The organism is Hansschlegelia plantiphila, from assembly GCF_027922265.1.
Lineage (GTDB): Bacteria > Pseudomonadota > Alphaproteobacteria > Rhizobiales > Methylopilaceae > Methylopila > Methylopila plantiphila.
Genome location: NZ_BSFI01000001.1, coordinates 83638 through 99642, shown reverse-complemented (window position 1 = coordinate 99642; position 16005 = coordinate 83638). Strand labels below are relative to the sequence as shown.

The following is a 16005-nucleotide window of genomic DNA, read 5'->3' as shown; positions in this document are numbered from 1 at the left end:
GCAGTGAGGGAAGTATTTAAGCACCCTCCACATCGGGTCCTCGTCCTTCAAGGCTTGATCGCATGGCGTCGCTCGCTTCCCTGCTCCGCGTTGGCGTTCTTCTCGGCTGCGCCGGGTTCTGCGTTTCCGGCTCCTCCGCCGAGCCTCTGAAGGCCCCTTGCAGCGTCGCGGACCAATATCTGGCGCTCAACGGCAAGCTCGACCGGGCGGCGGCCCATCTCAAGGACAAGGACGCGTTCCGCATTCTGGTGATCGGCTCGTCCTCGACCGCGGGCGTCGGCGCCACCTCGCCGGACAGGGCCTACACGGTGCGGCTGCAGGACGAGCTCGAGCGGCGGTTGCCGGGCGTGGACGTCGTGGTGATCGCGCGCGGCGTCGGCGGAGAGTCCGCAGCGGGCGCCGAGGGACGATTGGCGAAGGAGATCGCGACGGTCCAGCCAGACCTGGTGGTCTGGCAGATCGGCACGAACGACGCGGCGCGGAAGGTCGATCTCGAGACCTTCCGGAAGCAGGCGGCGCAAGGACTGGCGGCGATCGCGAAATTCGGCGTCGACGTCGCGATGCTCGACCCGCAGTTCGTGCCGAAGGACGAGGCCGCCTACGACCCCTATGTCGGCGCGATCGACGCGCTGTCGGCGACGACAGGGGTGCCGGTCGCGCACCGGTTCGCCGCCATGCGCGCGATCGCCAAGGCCGGCGGCGGCGCGATGATCACCCGGGACAACCTTCATATGAACGACGCCGGCCACGCCTGCGTCGGCGCATTCCTGGCGGAGGCTCTCGACCGCAAGCTCGCGCCGACGCCGCCGGCTGTCGCCGAGTCGCACCGCCAGTCCTGACGGCTTACTTCGGGCGGCGCGCCGCGCTATCTCCGACGCGTCCCGTCGCCTGAGGAGGAAGCCGTCATGCTCGTCACCACCACGCCGACCGTCGAAGGCCGGCGGATCGTCGAGTATCACGGCCTAGTCACCGGCGAGGCGATCCTCGGCGCCAACATCTTCCGCGACATGTTCGCGGCGGTGCGCGACATCGTCGGAGGCCGCGCCGGGGCCTACGAGCGCGAGCTGAAGCGGGCGCGCGACATCGCGGTCGAGGACATGGTTTCGGAAGCGGCGTCGCGCGGCGGGAACGCCGTGATCGGGGTCGACCTCGACTACGAAACGGTCGGCAAGGACGGCGCGATGCTGATGGTGACGGCGTCCGGCACCGCGGTGACCCTGGGGTGACAGGGGCGCCGCCTACGCCATCTCGCGCGCGAGGTCTCCCAGCAGGCTTGCGGCGACCGATATGCGCGCGAGCGTGAGCCCGGAGCCGGCGATCTCGGTCGTGGCGCGACGCACGCGCGCGACGTCGGGCGCGCTTTCGGTCCAGATCGAGACCGCTTCGGGGCCGCTTGCGTCGGGCGAGGCCGCGAGCGCTGCGATCGCCATGGCGCGGGCCGCGACGCCGATCTGGTCGAGCGCGCGGTCGATCGCGAGCCGCTCGAAATAATCGGCGGCCGTGATCGCCTGCGACGAGCGCACGAGCTGGGCGATCCTGAACCTGTCGGCGATCGCAAACAGCGCGGCCGCAGCGTCTTCGATCGACCGGCCGGTCTTTTCCGCGATCAGGACCGCGTCGGTGGCGCCTTCGAGCGCGAGCAACGCCGAGAAGCGCACAGCGAGGCGGCCGGGCAGGCCGGCCCTCACCAGATCGGTCGCGCGCGCGGAGCGGCGCTCGGCGGCGTCCGGCCCGAGCGCGGCGTCGAGCGACGCCGACACCGCATCGACGCCGGCGCGGAACCGCGCGACCGCCTGCTCGAGGCCGGATCCGAGGTCGACGTTCCTCAGGAACCAGACCATGCGATGAAGCAGCAGCTCCTGCATGCCGGCGTAGAGCGTGAGCTGGAGCTCGCCGGGGATTTTCGTGTCGAGCGCGTCGATCTCGGCATGCACCTCGTCCATCCGGAAGGCGTCGCGGGCGACGGCGAAGGCGGCCGCGATCCGAGCGGGGTCGGCGCCGGTCTGATCCGCGAGGCGCACGACCAGCGCCGGCCCGCCGCGGTTGACCATGGCGTTGGCGATCGCGGTCGCGACGATCTCGCGCTTCAGCCGGTGGCTCGCGATCGCCTCGGCGAACGGCTCGCGCATCCGGGTCGGGAAATAGCGGACGAGCTCCTGAGAGAGATATGGGTCGTCCGGTACTCCGGAGGCGAGCAGATCGTCGTAGAGCGCGATCTTCGCCCAGGCGAGCAGCACCGCGATCTCGGGCCGGCTCAAGCCCTCGCCCGCGCGGGCGCGCTCGGCGAGCGCGGCGTCGTCCGGCAGCGTCTCGACCGTGCGGTCGAGCAGGCCGCGGCCCTCGAGCGTCTGCATCAGGCGCGAGTGGAAACCCGCCTCCGGCGCCGCGACGCGCTCCACAAGCGAGAGCGCGAGCGTCTGGTCGTAATTGTTGCGCAGCACGAGGCTGGCGACCTCGTCCGTCATTTCGGCCAGGATCGCGTCGCGGTCGGGCAGGCGGAGCACGCCGTCGCGGACCAGCGCCGCAAAGGCGATCTTGATGTTCACCTCGACGTCGGAGGTGTTGACGCCCGCCGAATTGTCGATCGCGTCCGAGTTGATCCGGACGCCTTTGCGCGCCGCCTCGATGCGCGCCTTCTGGGTCACCCCGAGATTGGCGCCTTCGCCGACGACCTTCGCCCGCAGCTCGGCCGCGGCGATCCTCACCCCGTCATTGGCGCGGTCGCCGGCCTGCTCGTCGGTCTCGGTGGTCGCGCGGACATAGGCGCCGATGCCGCCGAACCAGAGCAGGTCTGCGGGCGCCTTCAGGATCGCGCTGATCACCTCGGCCGGCGTGGCGGTCGCGCGGTCGAATCCGAGCGCCTCCCGCGCCTCCTTCGAAAGCGGGATCGCCTTCAGCGCGCGGGAGAACACGCCGCCGCCGGCGGAGATCTTAGCCTTGTCGTAATCGGCCCAGCTTGAGCGGGGGAGCGCGAACAGCCGCTTGCGCTCCTCGAACGAGACGGCGGGGTCCGGCGACGGGTCGATGAAGATGTCGCGATGGTCGAAGGCCGCCACCAGCTTGATGGCGGGGGACAGCAGCATGCCGTTTCCGAACACGTCGCCCGACATGTCGCCGACGCCGACGACCGTGAAAGGCGTCGTCTGGATGTCGAAGTCCATCTCGCGGAAGTGGCGCTTCACCGCCTCCCAGGCGCCACGGGCGGTGATGCCCATCGCCTTGTGGTCGTAGCCGACAGAGCCGCCAGAGGCGAAGGCGTCGCCGAGCCAGAAGCCTCGGCTCTCCGCGATGGCGTTCGCGGCGTCAGAGAAGGTCGCGGTGCCCTTGTCGGCGGCGACCACGAGATAGGGGTCGTCGCCGTCGTGGCGGACGACGGAGGGCGGCGGGATCAGCGCGTCGCGGTCGAGGTCGTCGGTCACGTCGAGCAACGCGTTGATGAAGATCTTGTAGGCCTCCGTCCCCTCCGCGAACCAGGCCTCCCGGGGGCCGGCCGGCAGCTTCTTCGGCACGAAGCCGCCCTTGGCGCCGACCGGCACGATGACGGCGTTCTTGACCTGCTGGGCCTTCACGAGCCCAAGCACCTCCGTGCGGAAGTCCTGCGGCCGGTCGGACCAGCGCAGGCCGCCGCGCGCCACCTTGCCGAAGCGCAGATGCACGCCCTCCACGCGGGGCGAGTACACCGAGATCTCATACAAGGGCCGCGGCGCCGGCAGGTCCTCGATCTTCCGGCTTTCCAGCTTGAAGGCGAAGGTGGTCTTGGCGCGGCCGTCCTTCTCCGTCTGGAAAAAACTGGTCCGGACCATCGCACGCGCGAGGTTGAGGAAGCGGCGGAGAATGCGGTCCTCGTCGAGGCTCTCGACGCCCGCGAGAGCCTCCTCGATCTCGCCCGCCAGCGTCGCCTCGCGGCTCTCGCGGCGCTCTTCGGCGCGCGGGTCGAAGCGGGCGTAGAACAGCGCGACGAGGTTCGCAGCCGTCGCCGCGTGCTTCACCATCGTCGCGGCGAGATAATCCTGATCATAGGGGACGCGCGCCTGCCGGAGATAGCGCGACAGCGCGCGCAGCAGCGCGACGTCGCGCCAGCCGAGACCGCCTTCGAGCGCGAGCGCGTTGTACCCGTCGCTTTCGGCCTCGCCGCGCAGCGCCGCGATCAGCAGCGCCTCCAGCCGGTCGTCGAGCTCCCGGGTCAGGTCGATCGCGCCGCCGGCCGCGCGTTCCAGCGTCATGTCGTGCAGCCAGACCCGGGCCGCGCCCTCGGCCGCCGGGTCGACGAAGAAGGTGCGCTCGTTGATGACGCGGAAGCCCATATTCTCCAGCAGCGGCACGCGCGCCGACAGCGCGATCGGCTCGGCGCGCGAAAACACCTTGAGGTTGACGCGGGTCTCCGGCTCGTCGTCGCGGCAGTAGAAATCGACGGCGACGGCGCGCGCGTCGGTCAGCCGTTCGATATGGCCGATGTCGATGACCGCCTCTTCCGCCGCGACCCTCGCCTCGTAGGCCGGCCCGAAGGCCGCGCCATATCTGTGCGCGAGCGCGCGGGCGGCCTGGCCCGAGCGCGTGCGTCCGAGCGCGATGCGCAGCGTGTCCGCCCAGGTCCGCGCGAGCGCCGAAAGCTCCGCGTCGAGCGTCGCGGGATCGACCGGCTCGACGGCCGCTCCATCAAGTCCGACGATGAAGTGGACGCGCGCGAGCGGTCCTTCGGGGAAGCTCGGATAATAGGCCATGACATGGCCGCCGAAGCGGGACGCCAGATGCGCGCCGAGCCTCGCGCGGACATCGGAATCGTAGCGTTCGCGCGGCACATAAACGAGCGCGGAGACGAAGCGCCCGAACTTGTCGCCGCGCACCAGCGCCTTGGTCCGCGGGCGCTCGTAGAGCGCGAGAATCTGCATGGCGGCGTCGAACAGCGTGTCGGCGTCCGCCTGAAAGAGCTCGTCGCGCGGATGGCTCTCCAGCACGGCGGCCAGCGCCGCGCCCGAATGGCTGTCGGGGTCGAAGCCTGCGCGCCGCTTCACCTGCTCGGCCTTGGCGCCGATCAACGGCGTCTCGCGCACGGGCTGCATGAAGGCCGAGGCGGTGAAGAGGCCGACGATGCGCAGCTCGCCGCTCAGCCTTCCCGTGGCGTCGAAGCGCTTCACCCCGACGTAGTCCATGTAGAGGCGGCGGAAGACCTTGGACTTCACGCTCGCCTTGGTCACGATCAGCGGCCGCTTCTCGTGCAGGAAGGCGCGGATCTCCGGCGTGAGCAGCACCAGCTCGGTCCCGCGGCGAAGCACGCGGGCGGCGGGATCGCGCAGCGCGCCGAGGCCGCTGTCCGAAATCTGTTCGAGCCAGTCGTCGTCGCCTCCGCCCACGAGCGCGTATTCGCGCGCGCCGAGGAAGATGAAGTCCCCGTCCGCCAGCCATTCGAGGAAGCGCACGGCCTCGGCGATCTCCTCGGCCAGAAGCGGCGCGTCCTTCAGCGAGGCTGCGGCCTCGCGCGTGACGGCCACCATCCCGAGGTGGTCTTCGGTCGCCCGGCGCACCTCGGTGAGCACGACGTCGAGAGCCGCGATCAGCGCCTCCCGCTCCGCGGCGTCGTCGACGCGGTCGATATGAAGGTGGATCAGGCTCTCGCGCGGCGCGTTCTCGAACGCCGCGCGGTCGGCGTCGCCCTCGAAGGTCACGAGCTCGCCCTCCGCGTCGCGCGTCAGCGCGAAGATCGGATGAGCGACGAAACGCACCTGCACGCCCCGCTCGGTCAGCTCCGCCTGCACGCTGTCGAGCAGGAACGCCATGTCGTCATTGACGATCTCGAGCACGGTGATCTCGCCTGCGCCGCCGAAGTCGTGGTCGGACAGGCGGATGTCATGCCGCCCCGCGGCCCGGCGCCCGAGATGCCGCCAGGCGCCCTGCGCAAGCGCCGCGAGCGCCGTCGCGGAGAACGGCGCGAGGTCTTCGGCGGAGGTGCGCGCGAACAGCGCCTCGACGAAAGCAGCCGGCGGCCCGTCGACGATCGCGCCGGCGAGGGACGCGGCCTCCCGGATCAGGGTCGCGCGCGTCGCGCCGCCATCGGCCATGGGTCTCCTCCTTCGCCTCTTGCGGGCGTGCGGCCCCAAGCCTGACACGGCGCGCGCGCTTGCGGAACCAAAGCAGGCGGGCGCGAAGATTTTGAGGCTAGGTCGCGAGAAACGGCTCGATCGCCCGCATGACGTCCTGGCGGGTCCAGCCCGCTTCACGGAGCGAGCGCAGCGACGGAGACCCGCGGGTCTTGGCGAGCTTCTGGCCGTCCGCTCCGGAGATCAGCCGGTGATGGCGGTAGCGTGGTTCGGGCAGCCCGAGCAGGCGCTGCAGCAGGCGGTGGATGGAGGTTGCGTAAAACAGGTCCTGCCCGCGCACGACATGGGTCACGCCCTGGATCGCGTCGTCGACCACGACGGCGAGGTGGTAGCTCGTCGGCGTGTCCTTGCGGGCCAGCACGACGTCGCCCCAGTCATCCGGCCGCGCCGTGACGCGTCCGGTCTCGCCGGCGGGGCCTGCGCCCTGTTCGGTCCAGCCGAGAGGCTCGCGGCCGATCGCGCCCAGCGCACGGTTCATATCGAGACGGTGGGCGGGAGGACCGTCGGGGTCGCTCTCGACCGCCCGGTCGAGCGGCAGCCGCGGCGCGCCGTCCGGATCGCGCGGGACGACGCGGCCGTGAGCCTGCGCGCCCGCGACCGCAGCCGCGATGTCGGCGCGGGACAGGCGGCAGGGATAGATCAGGCCTCGCGCCTTCAGCCGGTCGATAGCGCCGGCGTGGTCGGCGAAATGGTCGGACTGCCGGCGGACGGGACCTTTCCAGCCGAAGCCGAGCCAGGCCAGATCCTCCTCGATCGCCGCCGCGAACTCCGGCTTCGCCCGCACCGGGTCGATGTCCTCGATCCGCAGCAGCACCCGCCCGCCCGCCGTCTCCGCCGCGCGCCAGACTGCGGCCGCCGACAGCGCATGGCCGAGATGGAGCAGACCGGTCGGGGAGGGGGCGAAGCGGAAAACGGGGGGCATGGAGGCTCTAGGAGATCGCCGCCGAACGTCGCGGCGTTCGCAGATATACCCTGTCATGGTCCGGCTTGACCGGACCATCCATTCCCGGGCGCCGAACAGGGGACCTCTGGTCAAGCCGGAGAACGATGACGGCCGAGTCATAGGCGGCGCGTTGCCCAGGTCTCGGCAAGCCGCTAGCGTCCGCCCCGTGACTCACCTGCGCATCCTTACGAAGCAGCAGCTCGACCAGGCGCTCGACGCGCTGTGCGCGCTCGATCCGCGGATGGCGGAGCTCCGCGCGGAAGCCGCCGAGCCGCCGCTGCGGACGCTGTCGCCTGACCTCGCTGGGCTCGTCTGGCTGGTCAATTCCCAGCTGATCTCGGTGACGGCCGCGCGCGCGATCCACGGCCGCGTCGAGGCCGCGCTCGGGCGTATCGACCACGAGACGCTCTCCGCCGCGCCGGACGAGGTCTTCCGCGCCGCCGGCGTCTCGCGCGGTAAACTGAGGACGGTGCGCGCGCTCTGCGCCGCGGTCGACGCCGGGCTCGACATCGCGGGCCTCGCGCAGCTCGAGGAGGACGACGCGCGCGCGGCGTTGACCGCGATCCCCGGGATCGGGCCGTGGACGGCCGACGTCTTCCTGCTGTTCGGTCATGGCCGTGCAGACGCGTTTCCAGGCGGCGACGTCGCCGTGCAGGCGGCGCTGAAGGAGGCGTTCGGCCTGTCCGAGCGGCCGGGCCGCGCGGAGGCCGAGCGCATGGCGGAGGCGTGGAGGCCGCTCCGCGGAGTGGCGGCGCAGCTGCTCTGGGCCTATTACCTCGCACGACGCGGCGGACGGGATTCCGCCCCTGCGCAAACGCCGAACGAGCCCGCGACGGCCGAGGAGACCCTATGAGCCAGGCGATCGACGGACCGCGCCTTCCGGCGGCCACGGGCAAGCCCAAGGCGCTCGTCGTGTTCCTGCACGGCTACGGCGCGGACGGGAACGACCTGATCGCGATCGGCCGCGAATGGCGCAAGCTGATGCCGGACGCGGCCTTCGTGGCCCCGCACGCGTCGGAGCGTTGCATGGCCTCGCCGCAGGGCAGGCAGTGGTTTCCGCTGACCTTCCGCGACCCGACCGAGCGCGCCCACGGCGTGGTCGCCGCGGCGCCCGGCCTAGACGCCTTCCTCGACGCCGAACTCGCGCGCAACGGCCTGACGCCCGACCGGCTGGCGCTGGTCGGCTTCAGCCAGGGCACGATGATGGCGCTGCATGTCGGCTTGAGACGCAAGGTCCCGCCGGCCGCGATCCTTGGCTATTCCGGCATGCTGGTGTCGCCCGAGGCGCTGGCTGAGGCGACCGGCAAGCCGCCGATCCTGCTGGTTCACGGCGACCGTGACGAGGTCATCCCCGTCGAGGCGCTGTTCGCGGCGACCGACGGGCTCGGCGCCGCCGGGATCCCCGTCGAGTGGCATCTGTCGGCCGGTCTCGGCCACGGCATCGACGGCGAGGGCCTGCGCCAGGGGGCGGCGTTCCTGGGGAGTATGCTGAAACCGCGCAGAACAATCCATCGTGCGGCTTCACAAGCCTGACGCACGACATATAGACTGTCTGAGAGAGCGCGGGCTGAAGCGCCTGCGCAGCCCTTTTCGGGAGTGCGTGGTGACGGTCGCGGTATCGCCTGATGCGTGCCCAACCCTGGTCCTCAACGCGGATTACCGTCCGCTCAGCTACTATCCGCTGTCGCTCTGGGCATGGCAGGACGCCATCAAGGCGATCTTCCTCGACCGCGTGAACGTGCTGTCGCATTACGACCGTCTCGTCCGCAGTCCGACCTTCGAGATGAAGCTGCCGTCGGTCGTCTGCCTGAAGACCTACGTCAAGCCGTCGCGAAACCCCGCTTTCACGCGGTTCAACGTCTTCCTGCGCGACCGCTTCTCCTGCCAGTATTGCGGAGCGCGTGACGAGCTCACCTTCGACCATGTCACGCCGCGCTCGCTTGGCGGCCAGACGACATGGGAGAACGTCGTCGCCGCCTGCTCGCCCTGCAATCTGCAGAAGGGCGGCCAGATGCCGGCCGATTGCGGCATGTATCCGGCGCAGCCGCCGTTCCAGCCCTCGGTGCACGACCTGCACCGCAACGGCCGCGCCTTCCCGCCGAACTACCTGCACGACAGCTGGCTCGACTATCTCTACTGGGACAGCGAGCTCGAGCCGTAAGCGGCGTTTTCAGGACCGGCGCCGCGCGCCGATGAAGGCGACCGCCGCCAGCGCCGCCGCGATCAGGGCGTTGTAGCCGGCGAGCGAAATCCCGAGGAGCGTCCACGCGGCGCTGTCGCAGGGCACGATCTTCGTGGCGCGCATGCTCTCCAGCAGCCCGCCCGCCGAGGTCGGCGCGGCGTCGGCGCCGGCGCAGCTCGCGGGGCCGGGCCAAAAACCCCATTCGACCCCGGCGTGGTAGGCGCCAAGCCCCGCGCCGCCGACGAACAGCAGCCCCACGACCACAAGGACGAGCCGCGCGGCGCCCGGATTCCCACGCGCCGCGAGCAGGGCCGCGAGCAGCGCGAGCGGAGCGCCGAGATAATACGGCCAGCGCTCCCAGAGGCAGAGCATGCAGGGCACGTAGCCGAAGCCGTGCTGGAACACGAGCGCGCCGGAGACGGTGAGGGCCGCGGCGATCGCGACGAGCAGCGCGGCGAAGCGGGGCGTCAAGACCGGATTCATCGGCGCGGTATGCCCGATCCGGAGCGTCGCGTCGCTAATTGTCGAATTTTTTTTTGCTGGATCGTCCGGCGCCTCCGAGACCGGCGCGGGCGATGGAAGCCTGCGGACAGGCCTGTGTCCGGGTCACGCCCTGAGGCGCTTCCGTCTCGCCGAGGTTGTAAGGAATATAAAAAACATCTGTTGGTTTACAGTGGCAGGGACGCCGTCGCCGCGGTCATATGGTTACCGCAATCGCGAAAAGTCATCGCATAACCAAATTCCCGAAGATTTTAAACGTTCGCTCCTTGTTATACTTACGTACGTAGAAATTTTCTCTGAGAGATGAGGTCCATCAATATAACCGGACTCGATATCACTCATAATTCACTTTTTAGAAACGAATTGCTCAAAGGGTGTCCTGGTGCGGCTCTAGGTCGCTCGGCATTTTCATGGGTTTTTACTGCAAGGGAGCTTGAAATGGCGTTGTTGGATTTGGATCTGGGCGGTTTGCTCGACGATCTGGAAGATACGATTAATGGCGTTCTCGGGGGCGACCTCGGCGCTGTGGTGACGGAGATTGCGCCCGGAAACCTCATCAACGATCTCGGCGACACGCTCTCTAACGCCCTGGGCGGCGAACCCACCGGCCTTCTCAGCGGGCTGCTCGACGCCAACCTGATCGACGTCGGCCAGCTCCAGTCCCTTCTCGATGGCGGTCCGGGAGGCACGCTGGATCTCGGCGCGCTCGGCGACCTGGTGAGCGGCGACACCGGCCTTCTCGGCGGCGTGCTGGACCTCGTCTTCGACACCGACCTCCTCGGCCATACGGTGATCGACCAGGCCGCGCTTCAGGACCTCAGCGCTGCGGACCTCGCGGATGTCGTCACCTATGTGACGAATGTCGTGGGGGCGGTCCTCAGCACGCCAAGCGAGGGGCTCGACGTCGACAACGTTCTCACCACCGTGCTCACCGGCGATGACGACGTCACCGGGACCGAACGGGACAACACTCTCCGTGGCGGCGCCGGTAACGACGAAATCCATGGGATGGGGGGCGACGATGCGATGTCAGGCGGCGCCGGCCAGGACACCCTGGACGGCGGCGCTGGCGCCGACACCATGTCCGGCGGCTCCGGCGACGACATCTATTACGTCGACAATGCGGGCGACCAGGTGAGGGAAGCCAACGAACAGGGCGTCGACACCGTCAACAGCTCCGTCGCCTTTTCGCTCGCCGGACAGTATATCGAGAACCTCACGCTCACGGGCTCTGCGAACATCGCCGGGACGGGGAACTCGCTCGACAACGTCATCACCGGCAACGCTGGAAACAACGTTCTCGACGGCGCCACGGGCGCTGACACGATGGCGGGCGGCGCCGGAAACGACACCTATTACGCTGACAACGCCGGCGATCGGGTGATCGAAGCCGGCGACGCCGGAACCGACAAGGTCATCAGCTCGGTGAGCTTCTCGCTCACCGGACAATACGTCGAGAACCTGAACCTCACGGGCTCTGCGGACATCAACGGGACGGGGAACTCGCTGGACAACGTCATCACCGGCAACGCCGGCGACAACGTCCTCGACGGCTTCACCGGCGCCGACCAGATGAGCGGCGGCGCTGGAGACGACACCTATTATGTCGACAACGCCGGCGACAGAGCGTTCGAAGCCAAGAACGGCGGCTTCGATCAGGTCATCAGCTCGGTCAGCTACGCCCTCTCGGCGCAGTACGTCGAGAACCTGAGCCTCACCGGCTCCGGCGACATCGACGGTCTCGGCAACTCGCTCGACAACGTCATCAGCGGCACGACCGGCGACAACGTCATCAACGGCTGGACCGGCGCGGACACCATGACCGGTCTCGCCGGCAACGACACCTACTATGTCGACAACGCCAGCGACGTCGTCATCGAGGCGAACCGGGGCGGAACCGACACCGTCAACAGTTCGGTCAGCTTCTCGCTCGCCGGGCAGTATGTCGAGAACCTGAACCTCACCGGTTCGGACGACATCGACGGCGCCGGCAACTCGCTGGACAACGTCATCACCGGCAACGCCGGCGACAATGCGATCGACGGCGGCTTCGGCGCCGACACCATGTCCGGCGGCGCGGGCGACGACACCTATTACGTCCAGAACACCGGCGACACGGCGGTCGAGGGCCGGGGCGGCGGCGTCGACACCGTCAACAGCACGGTGAGCTACGCGCTCACCGGGCAGTATGTTGAGAACCTGAACCTGACGGGGTCGGGCAACACGAACGCGCTCGGCAACAGCCTCGACAACACGATCGTCGGAAACTCCGGGAAAAACGTGATCGACGGCTCGTCCGGCTCGGACGTCCTGACCGGCGGCGCCGGGCGGGACACCTTCGTGTTCGACACCAAACTCGGCGCCAGCAATGTCGACCACATCACCGACTTCAGCGTGGCCGACGACACGATCCGCCTGGACCACACCGTCTTCGCGGGGCTGACCACCGGCGGCCTTTCGGCTGACGCGTTCACAGCCGGCGCCGCAGCGCACGACGCTTCGGACCGGATCATCTACAACAGCTCGACCGGCGCCCTGCTGTTCGACCGCGACGGAACCGGCTCGGCCTCGGCCGTGCAGTTCGCGACGCTCGGCGACCACCTGGCGCTGACCAACGCCGACTTCACCGTCGTCTGACGAGGGAAGCCTCAAAGCAAAGCCGCCGCGCCGGGAGTTCCGGCGCGGCGGCTTCCTTATGTCCCAGGCCGTCGGTCCTCAGACCACGTATTTCACCAGCACGAAGCCGCCGACCACGAACACGAGCATCAGGATCGCCGCGATTTCCAGGCGCTTCTCGATGAACTCGCGCACCGGCTCGCCATAGCGCTTCAGCAGCCAGGCGACCGCCAGGAAGCGCAATGTCCGCGAAATGGCGGTGAGCACGAAGAACAGGAAGACGTTGTATCCCGCAAAGCCCGACACGATGCTGACCAGCTTGTAGGGGATCGGCGTCAGCCCCTTCAGCAGGATGATCCACAGGCCGTAGTCGTTATAGGCGTGGCGGAAGGAATCCATCTTGTCGGCGTAGCCGTAGACCTGGATGATCCAGAGCCCCAGGCTGTCGTAGAGCAGCGCGCCGATCGCGTAGCCGAGCAGGCCGCCGAGCGTCGAGGAGATCCCGCACAGGATCGCGAGTCGATAGGCGCGCTCGGGGCGCGCCAGGATCATCGGCACAAGCAGGATGTCGGGCGGCAGCGGGAAGAACGACGCCTCGGCGAAGGAGACGCCGGCAAGCGCGGCTTCCGCCCTCGGACCCGCCGCGAGCGACAGCGTCCATGCGTACAGGCGTCTCAGCATTGCGGATCTTTCGAGGGAGCGTTCGGAATGGAAGGTCGGGCGAACTCACGGCCACCATACATGGGCGGCGAGGAGATGAAGGCTCGTTAAACCCCCGCGCGCGCGAGCCATAAGTTTTACGTGTCCCGGATGCAACGCGGCGGACGGCGCCCGTCCGCGGGGGGCGGCTTCGCGGGCGCCGCGAATTGACAGGCGGAGACGCTACCGACATCGTGCCGCCCGCTTCGAGGGCGAGCTGCGGCGGGCGTGGCGGAACTGGTAGACGCGCCGGACTCAAAATCCGGTTCTGGTGACAGAGTGCCGGTTCGACCCCGGCCGCCCGCACCAACGCTCGGACCCTCGACGTTGATCAGTAGAACGCCTGCAGGCCGGTCTGCGCGCGCCCCAGGATCAACGCGTGGACGTCGTGCGTGCCCTCGTAGGTGTTCACCGCCTCGAGGTTCTGCGCGACCCGCATCACATCGTATTCGTCCGAGATTCCGTTTCCGCCGAGCATGTCGCGGGCGGTGCGCGCGATGTCGAGCGCCTTGCCGCAATTGTTGCGCTTGATCAGCGAGACCGTCTCCGGCGCAAGTCTGCCTTCGTCGAACAGCCGTCCCGCCCGCAAGGCCGCCTGCAGGCCGAGCGCGATCTCGGTCTGCATGTCGGCGAGCTTCTTCTGCACAAGCTGCGTCTGCGCCAGCGGGCGGCCGAACTGCTTGCGCGCCAGCGTGTAGTCGAGCGCGGCGTGCCAGCAGGCTTCGGCTGCTCCCATCACGCCCCAGGCGATGCCGTAGCGGGCGCGGTTGAGGCAGCCGAACGGGCCCTTCAGCCCCGAGACGTTCGGAAGCAGCGCGTCCTCTGCGACCTCGACCCCGTCCATCACGATCTCGCCGGTGAGCGAGGCGCGCAGCGCCAGCTTGCCTTCGATCTTCGGCGTCGACAGGCCCTTCATCCCCCGTTCCAGGATGAAGCCGCGGATTGCGCCGTCATGCGCCGCCGACTTCGCCCAGACGACCGCGACGTCGGCGACCGGGGCGTTGGTGATCCAGGTCTTGGCGCCGGTCAGCCGGTAGCCGCCGTCGATCCGCTCGGCGCGGGCGCGCAGGCCGGCGGGGTCGGAGCCGGCCTCGGGCTCGGTCAGGCCGAAGCAGCCGATCCATTCGCCGCTCGCGAGCTTCGGCAGGAACCTGCGCCTCTGCGCCTCGTCGCCATAGGCGAAGATCGGGTGCATCACGAGCGAGGACTGCACGCTCATCGCCGAGCGGTAGCCGGAATCCACCCGCTCGATCTCGCGGGCCGCGAGCCCGTAGGCGACATAGCCGAGCTCGGCTCCGCCATAGGCCTCGGGCAGCGTCGAGCCCAGCAGGCCGAGCGCGCCCATCTCGCTCATGATCTCGCGCTCGAAGGTCTCGTTGCGGTAGGCGTCCCGGACCCGCGGCGCCAGCCTGTCCTGCGCATAAGCGCGCGCGACGTCTCGGACGAGGCGCTCCTCCTCCAGAAGTTCGCTCTCGATGTCGAAAGGGTCCCGCCAGTCGAACCCGCCGCGCTCCGGCGCGGCGTCGTCTGTTCTCGGAGCGGCCTTTGTCATCGCCTGATCTTCTCCCGCTCGACGTCGCCGTCGCATGCGCGACGTTGCGATCATATCGAGCGCCGGTCCGCCCTCAAAGCCGCGGCTTTGCGTTCCGCGGGCCGAAGCGGCGTGCTAGATGCGGGCGACGTCCTCAACCCCGCCCGAGGCGCATGGCCCGCACCATCCTCGACGTCACCAGGCTGATCACGCGCGCCGCGCACCCGGTCGCGACCGGGGTCGACCGCGTGGAGCTCGCCTATGCGCTTCGGGCGCTAAGTGCGGCCCCGGAACGCGCGGGATTTGCGGCTGTCGTCGGCAACCGCGCCGTCCCGTTGCCGCGGGAGAGCGTCGGGCCGTTCGTCGCCGCCCTCGACGCCAAGTGGCGCATGGGCGGAGCGGACGACGCGGCCGCGCGTCGCCTTGCTGCGCGGCTTGGCGCGCCGGCGCCGGCCGTCGCGCCGCAGCGGTCGGCGCCGGACGACGCCGCGCGGCGCGCTCTTAAGCTTCGCGGCGCGGCGCTGCTCGCCATCCGTCGCCCGGCGGCGGAGCGGGGCGACGTCTACGTCCACGTCTCGCACATCCGCCTCGACCGCCCGGAGCCGTTCGCCGGCATACGGCGCGCCGGCGCCGCGCTCACCGTGCTGGTGCATGACCTGATTCCGATCCGGTTTCCCGAATATGGCCGCGAGGGCGAGGATGCGCGCCACAGGCTGCGGATGACGACCGCGCTCGACCATGGGACGGCCCTGATCGCGAACTCCGGGGAGACGGCGCGCGATCTCGCGGCGTTCGCGTCCGAGATCGGCCGCGCCGCGCCGCCGATCGTCACCGCGCCGCTCGGGATCGAGCGCGGGTTCTCGAGCGACGCGCCCGCGCTCGACGCCGCCAAGCCGTATTTCGTCGCGCTCGGCACGATCGAGCCGCGCAAGAACCACCTCCTGCTGCTCCATGTCTGGCGCAGGCTCGCCGAGCGCCTCGGGGAGGCGACGCCGACCCTCGTTCTGGTCGGCCGACGGGGCTGGGAGAACGAGATGGTGATCGATCTGCTCGAACGGGCGCCCGCCATCCGCGCCCATGTCGTGGAGATCAACGACCTGCCGGACACGGCGCTGGCCGCGCTCGTCAAGGGCGCGCGGGCCTTGCTGTTCCCGAGCTTCGCGGAGGGATTCGGCCTGCCGCTCGCTGAGGCGCTAGCGCTCGGCGCGCCGGTTGTGGCGTCCGATCTCGCCGCGTTCCGCGAGATCGCGGGCGACCGCGTCGAGCGGCTCGATCCGCTCGACGGCCCGGCCTGGGAGCAGGCGGCGCTGGATTACGCGGACGCCGCCTCGCCGCGCAGGGCGGCCGCGGTCGCGCGCGCGAAGGCCTTCGCCCCGGCCGGATGGGACGAGCATTTCCGGCTGGCGGCGACGGCGACCGGCGGCCTCTGACGAAGCCG

General features: G+C 69.5%; 12 protein-coding genes and 1 tRNA gene. 8 read left to right on the top strand and 5 right to left on the bottom strand.

All coding sequences use genetic code 11. From position 1 onward, the window contains the following. Window positions 1-62: 62 nt before the first annotated feature. The gene (locus PKE75_RS00455; RefSeq protein ID WP_271166719.1) at window positions 63-839 is read left to right on the top strand and encodes an SGNH/GDSL hydrolase family protein; all 777 of its coding nucleotides are present in this window, start codon (window positions 63-65) and stop codon (window positions 837-839) included. A gap of 66 nt (window positions 840-905) precedes the next feature. Next, complete coding sequence (locus PKE75_RS00450; protein WP_271166718.1) at window positions 906-1226, top strand: heavy metal-binding domain-containing protein; 321 nt, start codon at window positions 906-908, stop codon at window positions 1224-1226. 12 nt (window positions 1227-1238) lie between these two features. Here PKE75_RS00450 and PKE75_RS00445 read toward each other — a convergent pair whose 3' ends face one another. Further along, window positions 1239-6056, bottom strand: a complete 4818-nt coding sequence (locus PKE75_RS00445) for an NAD-glutamate dehydrogenase (RefSeq protein ID WP_271166717.1) — start codon at window positions 6054-6056, stop codon at window positions 1239-1241. Between the two features lie 97 nt (window positions 6057-6153). Continuing rightward, the gene (gluQRS, locus tag PKE75_RS00440; protein WP_271166716.1) at window positions 6154-7017 is read right to left on the bottom strand and encodes a tRNA glutamyl-Q(34) synthetase GluQRS; all 864 of its coding nucleotides are present in this window, start codon (window positions 7015-7017) and stop codon (window positions 6154-6156) included. Between the two features lie 187 nt (window positions 7018-7204). On the opposite strand from gluQRS, the gene PKE75_RS00435 reads away from it, so the two are divergent. The 3 genes from PKE75_RS00435 (at window position 7205) to PKE75_RS00425 (ending at window position 9199) form a co-directional block, all read left to right on the top strand. Further along, window positions 7205-7891 (top strand): DNA-3-methyladenine glycosylase family protein, encoded by a 687-nt coding sequence (locus tag PKE75_RS00435; RefSeq protein WP_271166715.1) that lies wholly within the window; start codon window positions 7205-7207, stop codon window positions 7889-7891. Beyond that, window positions 7888-8571: an alpha/beta hydrolase gene (locus tag PKE75_RS00430; RefSeq protein ID WP_271166714.1), complete on the top strand. Its 684-nt coding sequence runs from the start codon at window positions 7888-7890 to the stop codon at window positions 8569-8571. Before PKE75_RS00435 ends, PKE75_RS00430 begins: the two co-directional genes overlap by 4 nt. A gap of 70 nt (window positions 8572-8641) precedes the next feature. Then, window positions 8642-9199 carry an HNH endonuclease gene (locus tag PKE75_RS00425; protein ID WP_271166713.1) on the top strand — a complete coding sequence of 186 codons (558 nt, stop codon included), beginning with the start codon at window positions 8642-8644 and terminating at the stop codon, window positions 9197-9199. A 9-nt stretch (window positions 9200-9208) separates the two neighbouring features. On the opposite strand, the gene PKE75_RS00420 is transcribed toward PKE75_RS00425, so the two are convergent. Beyond that, entirely contained in the window at window positions 9209-9703 is a 495-nt protein-coding gene (locus tag PKE75_RS00420; RefSeq protein ID WP_271166712.1) for a disulfide bond formation protein B, read from the bottom strand. 456 nt (window positions 9704-10159) lie between these two features. Between PKE75_RS00420 and PKE75_RS00415 the strand changes: the two genes are divergently transcribed. Continuing rightward, on the top strand, window positions 10160-12358 hold the full coding sequence (locus tag PKE75_RS00415) for a beta strand repeat-containing protein (RefSeq protein ID WP_271166711.1): 2199 nt from the start codon (window positions 10160-10162) through the stop codon (window positions 12356-12358). 78 nt (window positions 12359-12436) lie between these two features. On the opposite strand, the gene PKE75_RS00410 is transcribed toward PKE75_RS00415, so the two are convergent. Continuing rightward, window positions 12437-13018, bottom strand: coding sequence for a YqaA family protein (locus PKE75_RS00410; protein ID WP_271166710.1), 582 nt, complete (start codon window positions 13016-13018; stop codon window positions 12437-12439). A 240-nt stretch (window positions 13019-13258) separates the two neighbouring features. Between PKE75_RS00410 and PKE75_RS00405 the strand changes: the two genes are divergently transcribed. Next, a tRNA-Leu gene (locus PKE75_RS00405) sits at window positions 13259-13345 on the top strand. Between the two features lie 22 nt (window positions 13346-13367). Here the strand turns inward: PKE75_RS00405 and PKE75_RS00400 are convergent. Next, window positions 13368-14588 (bottom strand): acyl-CoA dehydrogenase, encoded by a 1221-nt coding sequence (locus PKE75_RS00400; protein WP_271166709.1) that lies wholly within the window; start codon window positions 14586-14588, stop codon window positions 13368-13370. Window positions 14589-14740: 152 nt separating this feature from the next. Between PKE75_RS00400 and PKE75_RS00395 the strand changes: the two genes are divergently transcribed. Then, window positions 14741-15997: a glycosyltransferase family 4 protein gene (locus PKE75_RS00395; protein WP_271166708.1), complete on the top strand. Its 1257-nt coding sequence runs from the start codon at window positions 14741-14743 to the stop codon at window positions 15995-15997. Window positions 15998-16005 lie beyond the last annotated feature (8 nt).

Coding starts and splice junctions, on each gene's coding strand:
- PKE75_RS00455 (WP_271166719.1), top strand. CDS start 63: ATGGCGTCGCTCGCTTCCCTGCTCCGCGTTGGCGTTCTTCTCGGCTGC.
- PKE75_RS00450 (WP_271166718.1), top strand. CDS start 906: ATGCTCGTCACCACCACGCCGACCGTCGAAGGCCGGCGGATCGTCGAG.
- PKE75_RS00445 (WP_271166717.1), bottom strand. CDS start 6,056: ATGGCCGATGGCGGCGCGACGCGCGCGACCCTGATCCGGGAGGCCGCG.
- gluQRS (WP_271166716.1), bottom strand. CDS start 7,017: ATGCCCCCCGTTTTCCGCTTCGCCCCCTCCCCGACCGGTCTGCTCCAT.
- PKE75_RS00430 (WP_271166714.1), top strand. CDS start 7,888: ATGAGCCAGGCGATCGACGGACCGCGCCTTCCGGCGGCCACGGGCAAG.
- PKE75_RS00420 (WP_271166712.1), bottom strand. CDS start 9,703: ATGAATCCGGTCTTGACGCCCCGCTTCGCCGCGCTGCTCGTCGCGATC.
- PKE75_RS00415 (WP_271166711.1), top strand. CDS start 10,160: ATGGCGTTGTTGGATTTGGATCTGGGCGGTTTGCTCGACGATCTGGAA.
- PKE75_RS00410 (WP_271166710.1), bottom strand. CDS start 13,018: ATGCTGAGACGCCTGTACGCATGGACGCTGTCGCTCGCGGCGGGTCCG.
- PKE75_RS00400 (WP_271166709.1), bottom strand. CDS start 14,588: ATGACAAAGGCCGCTCCGAGAACAGACGACGCCGCGCCGGAGCGCGGC.
- PKE75_RS00395 (WP_271166708.1), top strand. CDS start 14,741: ATGGCCCGCACCATCCTCGACGTCACCAGGCTGATCACGCGCGCCGCG.